The organism is Vibrio sp. Vb1127 (genome assembly GCF_033338735.1).
GTDB lineage: Bacteria > Pseudomonadota > Gammaproteobacteria > Enterobacterales > Vibrionaceae > Vibrio > Vibrio alginolyticus.
Map to the genome: position 1 here is coordinate 354442 of NZ_JAWOTF010000002.1, position 13655 is coordinate 368096.

The following is a 13655-nucleotide window of genomic DNA, read 5'->3' on the forward strand; positions in this document are numbered from 1 at the left end:
CAGATCTTGTGTGATACAATCCGCGCAGTTTTTGTAATGAAAAGAATAGGAAACGCTTTGACTTCGTCACAGCCCCCAAAAAAGAATCTAGCTGAAGAGCAAGCGACACCGTCAAATGGTGCGCAAAAAGCGACAGCGAAACAAGCTCAAACACCTCAGGCTCAAGTGAATAGCGCGGCATCTCTGCGTAAAGCGCTGAATCAGTGCATGATGCGCGACCGTTTCCGCTTGAGTAAACGTATTTCTGGTGCAAGCAAAATTAAGAAGGACGCAGCGCGTAATGCTGTGTTCGACGAAATCGCATTAGACATCGCAAAATCCATGATGGTTGCAGAGCAGCGCAGCAACTACAAACCAACGATTGAATACCCAGAAATCCTGCCTGTAAGCCAAAAACGCGACGATATTGCGAAAGCGATCGAAGAAAACCAAGTGGTTATCGTCGCGGGTGAAACCGGTTCTGGTAAAACCACTCAGCTACCAAAAATCTGTGCTGAGCTTGGTCGCGGTAAATTTGGCCTGATTGGTCATACTCAGCCTCGTCGTCTTGCAGCGCGTTCGGTTGCTAACCGTATTGCCGAAGAGATGGAAACCAAGCTTGGTGAGTTTGTTGGTTACAAGGTTCGATTCAACGATCAGATCTCTGAAAATACCCAAATCAAATTGATGACGGACGGTATCTTGTTGGCTGAAATTCAGCATGACCGTTTCTTGAATCAATACGACACCATCATTATCGATGAAGCGCACGAGCGCAGCCTTAACATCGATTTCATCTTGGGTTACTTGAAAGAGTTGCTGCCACGTCGTCCTGATTTGAAAGTGATCATCACGTCGGCAACCATCGACCCAGAACGCTTCTCAAAACACTTCAACAATGCACCAATCATTGAAGTATCGGGTCGTACTTACCCAGTAGAAACACGTTACCGCCCACTAAGCGGTGATGACGACAATGATCGTGACCAGCTTGAAGGCATCTTCGAAGCGGTAGACGAACTGTGCGATGAAGGTTTAGGTGACATCCTGATTTTCATGAACGGTGAACGTGAAATCCGTGATACCGCAGATGCATTGTCCAAACGTAATCTGAAGAGCACGGAAATTGTGCCGCTTTACGCGCGTTTGTCGGCAGGTGAGCAGAATAAGATTTTCCAACCTCATACTGGTCGCCGAATTGTACTGGCAACCAACGTGGCAGAAACCTCGCTAACTGTTCCGGGCATTAAGTACGTTATCGACCCGGGTACGGCGCGTATCAGTCGATACAGTTACCGTACTAAGGTTCAGCGTCTTCCAATTGAGCCAGTTTCTCAGGCGAGTGCGAACCAGCGAAAAGGTCGTTGTGGTCGTGTGGAAGAGGGTATTTGTATTCGTCTGTACTCAGAGGAAGATTTTGAGTCACGCCCAGAGTTTACTGATCCTGAAATCCTACGTACCAATCTAGCGTCGGTTATCTTGCAAATGACGGCACTTGGTTTGGGTGATATTCAAGCGTTTCCGTTTGTGGAAGCACCGGATAAACGTAACATCCAAGACGGCGTACGTTTGCTGGAAGAGCTTGGTGCGATTAACTCTGAGGTAAAAGACCCGAAAAAGCGCCTGACTTCCATTGGTCGCCAATTAGCGCGTTTGCCAATCGATCCGCGCTTGGCGCGTATGGTATTGGAAGCGCCAAAATATGGTGCGCTTAAAGAAGTGATGATCATCGCAGCTGCCTTGTCGATTCAAGATCCACGCGAGCGTCCTTCCGACAAACAACAATCTTCAGACGATAAACATCGTCGCTTCTTCCATGAAGAGTCGGACTTCCTGACATTTGTGAATTTGTGGGAATACATCCAAAAGCAGCAAAAAGCCTTGTCTAGCAATCAGTTCCGCAAACAGTGTAAGCAAGACTATTTGAACTACTTGCGCGTTCGCGAGTGGCAAGATGTGTACTTCCAAATTCATCAGTCGATGCGTGAGATGGAGTTCAAGCTTAACGACGAGCCCGCTTCTTACCATGGCGTACACAGTGCCATTTTGGTTGGTTTGCTGTCGCACATCGGCATGAAAGACCAAGAAAAGAATGAATATCAAGGCGCTCGTAATGCTCGCTTTCATATCTTCCCAGCGTCGGGGTTATTCAAGAAACAACCTAAATGGATTATGTCAGCCGAGCTGGTGGAAACCTCAAAGCTTTGGGGTCGTATCATCGCAAAGATTCAACCAGAATGGATTGAGCCGTTAGCTAAACACCTTATTAAACGCAGTTACAGCGAACCACACTGGTCGAAGAAACGTGCGGCGGTGATGGCGCACGAGAAAGTCATGCTTTACGGCGTACCAATTGTACCGAAACGCTTGGTCAACTACGGCAGTATCGATTCGACCGTAAGTCGCGAAATCTTCATTCGTAGTGCATTGGTTGAGGGTGAATGGGAAACCAAACACGCGTTCTTTAAGCAAAACCGTAAGCTTCTGCAAGAAGTGGAAGAGCTTGAGCATAAATCTCGTCGTCGAGACATCTTAGTGGATGATGATGAGCTGTTTGATTTCTATGACCAACGTGTTGGTACTGAAGTCGTTTCTGGCAAACACTTCGATACGTGGTGGAAAAAGGCATCTAAAGAAAATCCGGAACTGCTGAACTTTGAAAAAGAGATGCTGTTCAAGGGTGATGCTAGCCATGTGACCGATTTGGATTACCCGAACTTCTGGCATCAAAATGGTTTGAAGCTCAAATTGAGTTACCAATTTGAACCAGGCGATGATAGTGACGGTGTCACAGTGCATTTGCCGTTGCCGATTTTAAACCAAGTTGAACCAGCGGGCTTTGATTGGCAGATCCCAGGTTTACGCCATGAGCTTGTGGTTAGCTTGATTAAATCGTTGCCAAAGACAATTCGTAAGAACTTTGTACCTGCGCCGAACTATGCCGATGCATTCTTAGCACGCGTTACGCCAATGGAAGCGCCGCTGTTAGATTCATTGGAGAAAGAGTTGCGACGCATGACGGGCGTAGAAGTGCTGCGTGAAGACTGGAACTTGGAACAAGTACCTGAGCACTTGAAAGTCACGTTTCGTGCGGTTGATCACCGAAATCGTAAACTGAAGGAAAACAAAGACCTTCATGAACTGAAAGAAAGTTTGAAAGACAAAGTTCAAGAAACGCTTTCCAAAGTTGCGGATGACGATATCGAACAGCAAGGTCTGCATACGTGGAGTTTTGGAGAATTGCCGAAAGTGTATCAACAAAAACGTGGCGGCTACGATGTAAAAGCGTATCCGGCGCTTGTTGATACCAAAGACAGCGTTGAAATCAAACTCTACGAAACGGAGTACGAGCAGATAACGGCAATGCGTGCTGGTCAGCGTCGCCTAATTTTATTGAACGTACCGTCGCCAATTAAATATTTGCACGCCAACTTACCGAACAAATCGAAGCTGGGTCTGTACTTTAATCCATACGGCAAAGTGCTTGATCTGATAGATGACTGCATTGCCTGTGGTGTCGATAAGCTTATTGAAGAGCAGGGTGGTTTAGTTTGGGAGCCAGAGAAGTTCGAAGCGTTGAAAGAACACGTTCGTGCTGAATTGGGTGACACCGTTGTAGAGATTGCTCAACAGGTTGAGACTATTCTGACCACGGCGTTTAGCATCAATAAGAAGCTAAAAGGCAAGATCGACTTCACAATGGCGTTTGCTCTGTCCGATATCAAAGCACAAATTGAAGGCTTGATCTTCAAAGGCTTTGCAACGGAATGTGGCTGGAAACGCTTGCCGGATATTCTTCGCTACATGCGCGCGATAGAGCGTCGTATGGAGAAGTTGCCAATCGATCCAAACAAAGATCGTTTACATATGCTGAAGATTGAATCTGTGACTCAAGACTATAAAGAGTTGCTGAACAAGATCCCGAAAGGTGTGGCCATTCCTGAAAATGTAAAAGAAGTGCGTTGGATGATTGAAGAGCTTCGCGTGAGTTACTTTGCTCAACAATTAGGCACTCCTTATCCTGTTTCTGATAAACGAGTCAAAAACGCGATTGATGCTTGCTAATCAACCAGTAAAATAGTGTCAGATTTGTAATTATCGCTTAAGAAGTTGCTGGTACACTAATTGCTAGTAACTCAATAAGCATTATTTTTTAGTTCTGGGAGGCAATAGTTCGCCTCCCTTTATTTGTAGTACCAACGACTGAGTTATGCAGACGTGGGAATAATAAAGAGTAAAGGTAGATGATGAAAAAAACTCTATTAGCAGTGGCGCTACTTGGCGCATCTTCTGCGGCAATGGCGGATTCTTGGATTTACGGTGGTGCAACAGTAGGTCAGTCTGACTACAAAGGTGAGACGGACACATCATACTCTGTTCACGTTGGTACAGGCATTCTACCTATCATTGGTGTTGAAGCTGGTGTAACACAACACGGTGAGTTCAACGTAAATGGTCAAGACACTAAGCTAACTTCTTACTACGCAGCACTTAAGCCAAGCATCGACTTCGGTCCGCTACACGTGTACGCAAAAGGTGGTTTCCATCAGTGGGACAAAAAAGTGAAAGGCGGCAAAGACGATGACGATTTGGACCTAATGTACGGTGTGGGTGCTGAGTACTTCATTTTTGGCCCGATGTCTGTTGGTGCTAGCTACATGAACTACACTGCTGGTAAAGACGATATCAGCACGTTCTCTGTTAACGCAACACTACATTTCCTATAAGCGTCAAGCTTTCTAACACCATATGAAACACACCGGCTTTATGTCGGTGTTTTTTTGTCTGGAAGTCACAAAACAAAAGTTGAACATAAATTATTCACTTTTAGAGTCTTAAAATGCCTATGCTTTCCAATATATAGTGGTGATTAAATGCGCATATTTGCGTAATGTTTCGCTTAGGAATCGATCAGGAAGGGATAGTATGAAAAAAACACTCTCGTTATTCGCTCTAACGTTGTGCTCAACGTCAGCAATGGCTGACTCTTGGATTTACGCTGGTGGCCAAATTGGTCAGTCCGATATCGACAGCGAAAATGATACAACCTACGGTATTCATGTCGGTACTGGTATTTTGCCGTTCATTGGCATTGAAGCAGGCTACTTTAATCACGGCAAAGTGGATTTATCTTTGAGTGGCAGCAGGGGTAGTGCTGATTTTGATTCATTCTATTTAGCGGCGAAACCTAGTATCGACTTCGGCCCGTTACACGTTTACGCAAAAGGCGGCATCAATGCATTCAACGTTGATTATGACGGCGGACTGAGAAACTTAGACAAAGATGATGGCGTCTCTTACATGTATAGTGTTGGTGCCGAATACTTCTTGCTTGACAATGTGTCTGTGGGCGCGAGTTATCAAGCGTTTGGCGTGGATATTGAAGGCGATAGCGATACCGTTAGCAGCGTAACAGGGAACATCACCTTCCATTTCTTATAACGCTCGCTGGATGAAAGGTTTGCTGATTTGGTTTCGTCGTTAATTGTGAAACCAAATCAGCGCAGGTCTTCTCTATTTGCGCAGTGACTGGCTATGAACTTAAGTATTTCTTGTGTCTTTTCTAGTCTACAACCTACGACAAAATCAATCGTTAGACCTCATAATTTTTGTGTTGATATTATTTCCCCTTCATCTGTCTTGAATTGAGCTTAAAATGCAATAAATCACGACTTTTTGCAAAAATATGTGATTGCTGCTAAAATTCGTCCCGCTTTAAAACTTTAGAGTTCAAATTAATGGAGGGCGGTATTGGAGTTCTTCTCACCTGAGGGGCGTTTCAAATTCACGTTAAATTTGTATTTATGGATAATGCATTTAAAAAATATAGTATTGATACAACCGATTATCAGGTTGGACAGGATAACGTTCAAAAGTGGGGATTCGATATACATAACCCGGTTTTTGGCATTAGTGCGGGGCTCGTTGTTTTCTGTCTGATTTCACTTCTTCTTGTTGAGCCAACCACTGCTCGAGACGTATTAAACGGTCTAAAAAACGGAATTATCGAACAGTTTGATGCGTTCTTTATGTGGTCGACAAACTTCTTCTTATTGTTCGCCGTTGCTCTTCTTTTTTCTCCGCTAGGTAAAATCCGCTTAGGAGGCAAAGAAGCAACGCCGGATCACTCAACCGTTTCTTGGTTGTCGATGCTTTTCGCCGCGGGTATGGGTATTGGTCTTCTGTTCTGGAGTGTGGCTGAGCCGACCGCGTATTTCACTGATTGGTGGGGAATGCCACTTAACGCAGTACCATACACCGAAGAAGCAAAATCCCTCGCGATGGGTGCCACTATGTTCCACTGGGGTGTACATGGTTGGAGTATTTACGCACTCGTTGCACTAGCATTAGCGTTTTTTGCCTTTAACAAAGGTTTACCACTTTCATTGCGCGCGGCGTTCTATCCAATTTTTGGTGACCGTGCATGGGGCTGGTTAGGTCACGTTATTGATATCCTTGCCGTTTTGTCGACGCTATTTGGTCTTGCAACGTCGCTAGGTCTGGGTGCTCAGCAGGCGACCAGTGGTATTAATCATGTCTTTGGTCTAGAAGGCGGCATTGGTACACAAATGATTGTGATCACCTTCGTTACCTTTATCGCGGTGCTATCAGTGATTCGTGGTATTGATGGTGGTGTTAAGCTACTGAGTAACGTCAATATGGTGGTTGCGTTTGCGCTGCTTATTTTCATTACCTTCATCACGTTTGATACGGCGTGGAGCTCGCTACGCGACACAACAATGGCTTACATTGAAAATATTATTCCATTGAGTAACCCTCACGGTCGTGAAGATGAAACTTGGATGCACGGCTGGACGGTATTCTACTGGGCTTGGTGGGTATCTTGGTCACCGTTTGTTGGTATGTTTATCGCGCGTGTGTCTAAAGGTCGTACGGTTCGAGAATTCTTATTCGCAGTCATCGTTATTCCTACAGTTGTTACTTTGATTTGGATGTCTGTGTTTGGTGGTATCGCGCTTGACCAAGTGGTGAATAAAGTTGGTGAGCTAGGTGCAAATGGCCTAACTGATATTTCATTGACTCTGTTCCATGTTTACGATGCGCTTCCGTATAGCTCAGTGATTTCAATGCTTTCTATCGTGCTGATTCTGGTATTCTTTATTACATCGTCAGACTCTGGCTCACTGGTTATCGATAGTATTACCGCCGGTGGTAAGATTGATGCACCAGTACCGCAACGCATTTTCTGGGCGTGTATTGAAGGTGCAATTGCAGCCGTAATGCTTTGGGTTGGTGGTAAAGAAGCCCTGCAAGCATTGCAATCAGGTGTTGTTGCAACAGGATTACCGTTTACTTTTGTTCTGCTGTTGATGTGCGTAAGTTTGGTGAAAGGGTTAAGAACAGAACTGCCAGCTTACAAATAAATACAACACGATCCATGATTGAGTTTAAATGCCGAGCCTAATGTGCTCGGCATTTTTTATTTCTACTTTTCTTTTCCAATAATTTCGTTACAGTTTAGGCTTATTCCCACCTCATTAAACTGCATTATGTCACTGGCTAAACTCATTCTTATTCGTGGACTTCCGGGTTCAGGTAAAACAACCTTAGCAAAACAACTAGCGATAGAGCTTGGTGCTAAGCATTTTGAAGCTGACATGTATTTTGAAAATGATGAAGGTGATTATCACTTTGAACCAGTTCAATTACCTCAAGCGCATGAGTGGTGTTTTCAGCAAACTAGAAAGTGGTTGAACAAAGGGAGAGTCGTGATTGTGAGCAATACGTTTGTTCGACATTGGGAGATGAAGCGTTACATGGACTACTGCATGAAGAAGCGCATCGAGGTGGAAATTAAAGTGTGCCACGGAGCGTATCAAAGCATTCATGATGTACCACCAGCGACGATAGAAAAGATGCGACGCCAGTGGCAAGAATGACCGTTACCAGAACCGGAAGTTATTGACCTCGTCCGTCAATCATCACAACGAATGTTTTGCTCATGATTGAAAGGTCCATTGAAATCCAAGAGTAAAACGAACCTAAGCTTAGTGCGTAACTGTGGTCAAACCCAACTTTGCGTCTTACATCTTCAATGCATGCATCATAGCCTTGGTTAACCTGAGCTAAGCCTGTGATACCTGGTAACACGCCATATGTGCGCTCTACAAAATAGGGGATTTCATCTTCCAATTTCTGGTAGAAAGCAGGGCGTTCTGGGCGCGGCCCAATCATCGACATTTCACCTCTCAACACATTAAACAGTTGAGGTAGTTCATCTAAACGCGTTTTGCGTAAAAAGCGTCCTACTGGCGTGATGCGGGGATCATTTTCAGTTGCCCATACTGCGCCAGAGCGTTGCTCTGCATCAATATACATGGTGCGAAACTTCATGATTTGAAAAAGATCCATTTTTTCTGGTGTGCAGCGTCCTACTCGCAATTGGCGATAAATCACAGGGCCTTTCGATGTGGTTTTGATCGCTAGCGCGATAAATGGGAATAGTGGTGCAGTGACGACCAAAATAAGCATTGCAACCAGTACATCAAACGTTCTTTTCGCGTGGCATACATTTGAATCGTAGCGTGAGTTTTTCATGATGCTTTCCTTATTGGTTGACGCGTTTCCAACGTCCATTTTCCATTCCGAGTAAATACTTCATACCGCCGATAAAGTTGGCGAGATGACCAATGACGATGTAGCTAATCAGCTTAAAAGGTTTAATTGTGTTAAGTGCTGGCATCAAGTAAGTGATAAGCGCGATGCTATAAATACCAACTTGTGCGGACATCATTACTTGAAACAGCGGATTGTGTGCCAGTAGTAGTGAGCAAATAAAGCAAACAATCATCAAATAGGGTGTTGCTAAGCGCAGAACCTTTCCCGATAGAAATGCAAAGGCAGTGCCACGATAACGAGGTAGTAGTAATTTCTTTAATTGCATGAGCTGCTGCATGTTACCCGCTGAAATTCTTAGGCGCCGCTTGAAATCTGCGTTGTCTGAGCTCTGTTCTAGTTCAAGAGCCAGCATGTTTGGCTCGTAAATAGCGCTATAGCCTCGCAAAACGATTCTCATAGGGAGAATAAAGTCGTCATTAATGGTGCTAACTTCCAGTGGTTCAAATAAGTGAGTTCTGAAAGTGTAAAACGCACCGTGGGAACCAATCGTTGAACCTAACAAGGATTCTTGGTGCTTTACTCGAGACTGGTATTGCCAATACGCCGCTTCACCTTGGTTATTAGTGCTCATTATTTGATATGTTGCGTTAACCACTCCAACGTTCTCATTTTGATAATGCTGACTAGCTAGCAACAGAGAATCGCAAGAAATCAATGCCGACGTGTCACTCAGTGCGGTAATGTCCGAGCTAACATGACGCATTTCTTCGTTGAGTAGGGCAACTTTACCGCGATTGATTTGGTGATCATTAATAATGAACAGAGTATCAGAGCAGATTGCTTCTTGAATTGTCGCTTGAGCAATCTCGGCTGTGTTATCTGTGCAGCCATCACATGCGATCACTACTCTTAACTTATCCCTTGGGTAATCTAGGCTCGCAAGGTTACGGATCTTCTCTGCTATCCATTGTTCTTCATTGTAGGCGGGCACGATGACAGTAATAGAGGGTAGCTGGCTGTCTGTTTTGGAGGCTTTGTAAGCTCGCTCTACAAATGGTGCTTTGGTTTCGTCTTGCTGTTTTAAAGGAAGCCACTTAAGGAGCAGTGGATACCCAACGTGATGATAGACAATCAAAAACGCGGATAAACCAAACCCTATAATCCAAAGTAAATCATTCATAGCTAGCCTCCTTGGCCAAACGTGAGTAGCGACTCACCATGTCTCTGATATCAAAGTGTTTGAGAATAAAAGTTCGAGGAGAATGGTGTGATGATTCCAGTTGCTGTGATAACGTTTCGGCCAACGAAAACACGCGATTTGCTTCAACCAGTGTGCTGTTGTTCGGACAGAGCGTCTCTTTCACGCCGCCAACATCCGTCGCGACGCAAGGAATGTCACATGCTTGAGCCTCGAGGGTTGAGAGAGGAAAGCCCTCTTGAAGTGATGGTAAGCAAAACAAATCTAGGCTTTGGTAAAAGCTGGGCATATCGTCCACCAAACCTAAAAAGGTTACTCGATCTTCAAGTTTTAACGTTCTAACTTGTGCTTCCAATTGAGCTCGCTGAGAACCATCTCCAGCAATGGCTAGGTGTGTGTTTGGCGCAAGATGAGAGAAGGCTTCGATAAGCACTTTATGGCCTTTAACTGCTTCTAAACGTCCAGCCACTCCAATCACGGTTTTGTTGGCTGGAAGCCCAAACAAGTTTCTCTTGGTTGCTTGGTTACCGCTTTGAAATTTCTGGCAATCGATCCCATTATGTATGGTGCAGACTTTGCGGTAATTCAGTTTTGTCTGGATTTGTTCGGCGACAAAGTTCGCATCGGCAACCACATGTGGACGAATCATTTTTAGCAAAAGGGACTGTAGTCGAGCTGATTTTTTGTTATTAAGGTGCCATGCGTCGTGTTCGGTATGAATAACTACAGGTACGTGCGCTAAACGTGCCGCAATACCACCATACAGAAGTGGGCCGATATGATGGGTGTGGACCACGTCAGGCTTAAGTCCTTTGAGCATGGAAGTCAGCGTACTGATGGTTTTTCCGCTGAATCCAGGTTTCTTATTAAGAAAGTGCAGTTGGCCTTGGTAGGGCAATAGTTTTTGCCAGCCTTGTAGTGCATGTTCTTTGCTTCCTTCTAAGCTCACGACAAAAACGGAATGGTTTGGCTGCGCAAAACGAATCATTTCTAGTACGAGCGTTTCTAGACCACCAGGAGCTAAGTGTTGCACGACGTGTAATATCACTTTTTTGCTGTGCTTAGTGTTATTGTGTTTTTGTCTGAATTCCATTTTCAAACCCTCGTTGAGTTCTTTGTTTATTTAGGAGTTGCAGACTGCGTGCCAAAAAATTAATCATTTAAAAACAATAGGTTAATATTGATGTTTGTGAGACTTTATGTTTATTCTCAATTTGAGATTCATATTAGTGGACATGCTATGAGGCTGTATAAGGCAGTAGTAAAAGAAAAGCACTCGCCGACCGAGTGCTTGTAAATGAGTTCTTATGGCGGTTAGTTTCCGTACACTACGTTAGGTAAAGTGGTGATGACAGGAACACCAAGGTGTTTTTCTAATGCTCTTTTAGAGCGGATAGAGTTATCGGCTAACTCTAGTATCGTCGCTAATCCAATGCCTAAACCAGCGCCACCAATAAATCCTAAAATGACAAATACAAAACTAGGTAAGTTAGTTGGAATCGTTGGCGTGAACGGTTCATCAATGATTTTTACGCGCTTATTCTCTTCAAACTCTCCCAAAGAACCCGTTAGTTGGGCCATCTCATAGCGTTCGACGAGTTCATCATACATTTCTCTCTTCACTGCGACGTCACGAGCTAAGCGGTTGATTTCTGTTGCTGTGCTCCCAAATTGGTGCGCATTTCGCTCTAATTCTTGGATCATGTCTCGCAAGCTGTTGGTTTCTTCCGTAAGTGCTTCAAAACGTCCGCGCATCATTTGTAATTGATGTAGTTGGGAGACAAGTAGAGGCTGTGCTTCGCCAAGACTGTTTACTGTGGTATTGCTCGCGATATCCCATAGTTGAGCACTGTTTAGTTCTGGTTGTTTAGAGTTCAAGAGTACCGAGCGTTCCTGCTCCAACCGGTTTAATTCTCGCAACTTACCTTGCACTAAACTATGCGCCTCTGTGTATTTAGCTCGAAGCAGGGTAAGTTCACTACGAATGTCGATGATTTGCTCTTCCAGTTTACCGATAACCGGGTTCGTTTTGGATAGTTGTTGATCCAAACTGCCTAGACTTCGTGAAACACCAGCAAGCTCCGCCTCCTTTTCGGCTAGCGTTTGTTTGAGGCTAGCAAGGCGAGTAAGGCTTTGAGCTTGCATTTCGGGCGTCGCGTCTGAGTAAGTATTTTTATACTCTGCAAAGGCTTGCTCTGCCTTGTCTAGTTCTTCCCTGCGTTTGTTGATATGGATAGTCAAAAAATGGCTCGAATCTTTAATCGAAGAACGCTCAGGAGCCAAAAGCTGTTCGACAAAATGCTCTCTGACAGACAGCAGCATCGACTCCATTCCTTCTGATTTACCACTTTGCAATTGAATTTGAATGAAGTCTTTACCGAGTGGCTGAACAGACAGGCGCGACGCAAGATCTTTTATGATGAACTCTTGCTCTTTTGCACTCATCTCGTCATTGATCAGCGATTGTTCTTTTGCGACAGAATACAAAACGTGTCGGCTTTTTAGCAGAGTACTGAGTGCGCTCAATCGGTCTTTAAGCATTGTTGAGACGGCAAGGTCTTGAAGGAACGGGTTCATTTTCGCTGTCTCTTGAATAAGCATGCTGGTATGAGCAACATAAGTCGTCGGAACCAGTTTACTTACGATGAAACCCAGCACAGGCAATACAAGCATAGGAATAACGATCATGTAGCGACGTCTCCAAGCTCCATGTAACAGTACGCTGAGGTTTTCTCTTAAATCGTTCATAGCGCCCTCACTAATTTCTCAACTTGGTTGGCTCTTGCTTCCCAGCTTTGCTGTTGAACATATTGCTTTGAGTTTGCTGGGGGTGGGATCAAGTGATCGAGACTGGCACATACGTCTTCTAAATTTTGAACTACATGTAGCATATGCTTGTAGGGCATTAATGCAGGAAACGGTGTGCTGATAACAGGGGTTCCTGTTGCCAAGTACTCAAGAAGTTTAAGCGGATTACATGCCTTGACTTGAGCGTTATCAACAAAGGGCAACCAACTGGCATCCCAGTGTTGGGAGTAACGTGGCAGAGTGTGATGCGCTCTCGGGCCCAGGTAGTATACGTTGCATCTTTGTGGAAGTGGATTATCACTGAACTCGTTAGGGCCGATGAACACGAGATCCCAGTCAGGCGCTTGGTCTGCGACTTGGGCAATTAAGTCGTAGTCTAACCATTCAGACAAACTGCCATAAAAGCCCAGCACTTTGCGACCATTATTAGGAAAATCTTCAGCCTTAGGTGCTGGCTCAGAAAACAGACTAAAGTCGACACCGTGAGGCAAAGTGACGGTTTTACCAGATGGAAATTTGGTGGAGAGTGTTTCGCTTGCCGTAAAGATAACGCTGGCCGCATTAACAAGAGTACGTTCGTGCTTGGCCACCGTGTCGTGGTCAACACCAGCTAAAGCGCTAAAGTCATCGCCACAATAGTAAATCAGTCCACGTGGGTTCATTTCTGCACAAAGATCGGCAGCAGTCGGGAGCGACGTCCAAAATACAGGCTTATCAAAACCAAGAGCTTGTAATTGTTTATTGAGTTGGTGTTTCATCATCTTAGCGGCCACTTTTCTTGCTAATGCAGAACTAGGGGCAGGAATGGTGAGCAAGTTGATGATGTGAATGTTTGGGTTTGTTTCAGAGTCCAATGTTGGCTTGTGTGAGCCTACGTTATGAAATACACGAGTGAGTTTGTTTAACGCACGCTGTATGTCTTTAGAATCCAGCTTAGGTTGACGAAGGCCAATGGAGTTAACCCAAAGGATTCGATGGTTCGCTGCTAGTTGCTTGACAATATGCTGAGTGGAAGAGGGTAACCCACCAAAATCTTCTCCAAATACTACGATGTCCGTCATGTGGCTCTCCTTGAGTCTTGGTTATTTGA

Annotated in this window: 10 protein-coding genes; 5 read left to right on the forward strand and 5 right to left on the reverse strand. The window is 44.7% G+C overall.

Annotation, left to right across the window (positions count from 1 at the left end; genetic code table 11):
- The first annotated feature begins 57 nt into the window (after positions 1-57).
- The 5 genes from hrpA to R7H07_RS05495 all read left to right on the forward strand — a co-directional run bounded on the left by hrpA (position 58) and on the right by R7H07_RS05495 (position 7880).
- Positions 58-4044: an ATP-dependent RNA helicase HrpA gene (gene hrpA, locus R7H07_RS05475; protein ID WP_170960422.1), complete on the forward strand. Its 3987-nt coding sequence runs from the start codon at positions 58-60 to the stop codon at positions 4042-4044.
- A 182-nt stretch (positions 4045-4226) separates the two neighbouring features.
- Entirely contained in the window at positions 4227-4706 is a 480-nt protein-coding gene (locus R7H07_RS05480) for an outer membrane beta-barrel protein (RefSeq protein WP_021033871.1), read from the forward strand.
- Between the two features lie 199 nt (positions 4707-4905).
- On the forward strand, positions 4906-5421 hold the full coding sequence (locus tag R7H07_RS05485) for an outer membrane beta-barrel protein (RefSeq protein WP_042522922.1): 516 nt from the start codon (positions 4906-4908) through the stop codon (positions 5419-5421).
- Positions 5422-5783: 362 nt separating this feature from the next.
- Positions 5784-7364 (forward strand): BCCT family transporter, encoded by a 1581-nt coding sequence (locus R7H07_RS05490; protein ID WP_005377659.1) that lies wholly within the window; start codon positions 5784-5786, stop codon positions 7362-7364.
- 126 nt (positions 7365-7490) lie between these two features.
- Positions 7491-7880, forward strand: coding sequence for an ATP-binding protein (locus tag R7H07_RS05495; RefSeq protein ID WP_005377656.1), 390 nt, complete (start codon positions 7491-7493; stop codon positions 7878-7880).
- Positions 7881-7899: 19 nt separating this feature from the next.
- Here the strand turns inward: R7H07_RS05495 and R7H07_RS05500 are convergent, their stop codons facing one another.
- From R7H07_RS05500 to R7H07_RS05520, 5 genes are all read right to left on the reverse strand, one after another.
- Positions 7900-8538: a sugar transferase gene (locus R7H07_RS05500; RefSeq protein WP_005377654.1), complete on the reverse strand. Its 639-nt coding sequence runs from the start codon at positions 8536-8538 to the stop codon at positions 7900-7902.
- A gap of 10 nt (positions 8539-8548) precedes the next feature.
- Positions 8549-9739: a glycosyltransferase family 2 protein gene (locus R7H07_RS05505; protein ID WP_206959211.1), complete on the reverse strand. Its 1191-nt coding sequence runs from the start codon at positions 9737-9739 to the stop codon at positions 8549-8551.
- The gene (locus R7H07_RS05510) at positions 9732-10850 is read right to left on the reverse strand and encodes a glycosyltransferase (protein WP_206959212.1); all 1119 of its coding nucleotides are present in this window, start codon (positions 10848-10850) and stop codon (positions 9732-9734) included. The genes R7H07_RS05505 and R7H07_RS05510 overlap by 8 nt, the downstream gene beginning before the upstream one ends.
- A 221-nt stretch (positions 10851-11071) precedes the next feature.
- Entirely contained in the window at positions 11072-12505 is a 1434-nt protein-coding gene (locus tag R7H07_RS05515) for a GumC family protein (protein ID WP_005377649.1), read from the reverse strand.
- Entirely contained in the window at positions 12502-13626 is a 1125-nt protein-coding gene (locus R7H07_RS05520) for a glycosyltransferase (RefSeq protein WP_158173879.1), read from the reverse strand. Before R7H07_RS05520 ends, R7H07_RS05515 begins: the two co-directional genes overlap by 4 nt.
- Positions 13627-13655: the final 29 nt, after the last annotated feature.

Bases quoted from the DNA above. Each gene is read 5' to 3' on its own strand.
- R7H07_RS05520 (WP_158173879.1), bottom strand. From the start codon at position 13,626: ATGACGGACATCGTAGTATTTGGAGAAGATTTTGGTGGGTTACCCTCT.
- R7H07_RS05505 (WP_206959211.1), bottom strand. From the start codon at position 9,739: ATGAATGATTTACTTTGGATTATAGGGTTTGGTTTATCCGCGTTTTTG.
- R7H07_RS05495 (WP_005377656.1), top strand. From the start codon at position 7,491: ATGTCACTGGCTAAACTCATTCTTATTCGTGGACTTCCGGGTTCAGGT.
- R7H07_RS05480 (WP_021033871.1), top strand. From the start codon at position 4,227: ATGAAAAAAACTCTATTAGCAGTGGCGCTACTTGGCGCATCTTCTGCG.
- R7H07_RS05485 (WP_042522922.1), top strand. From the start codon at position 4,906: ATGAAAAAAACACTCTCGTTATTCGCTCTAACGTTGTGCTCAACGTCA.
- R7H07_RS05515 (WP_005377649.1), bottom strand. From the start codon at position 12,505: ATGAACGATTTAAGAGAAAACCTCAGCGTACTGTTACATGGAGCTTGG.
- R7H07_RS05490 (WP_005377659.1), top strand. From the start codon at position 5,784: ATGGATAATGCATTTAAAAAATATAGTATTGATACAACCGATTATCAG.
- R7H07_RS05510 (WP_206959212.1), bottom strand. From the start codon at position 10,850: ATGGAATTCAGACAAAAACACAATAACACTAAGCACAGCAAAAAAGTG.
- R7H07_RS05500 (WP_005377654.1), bottom strand. From the start codon at position 8,538: ATGAAAAACTCACGCTACGATTCAAATGTATGCCACGCGAAAAGAACG.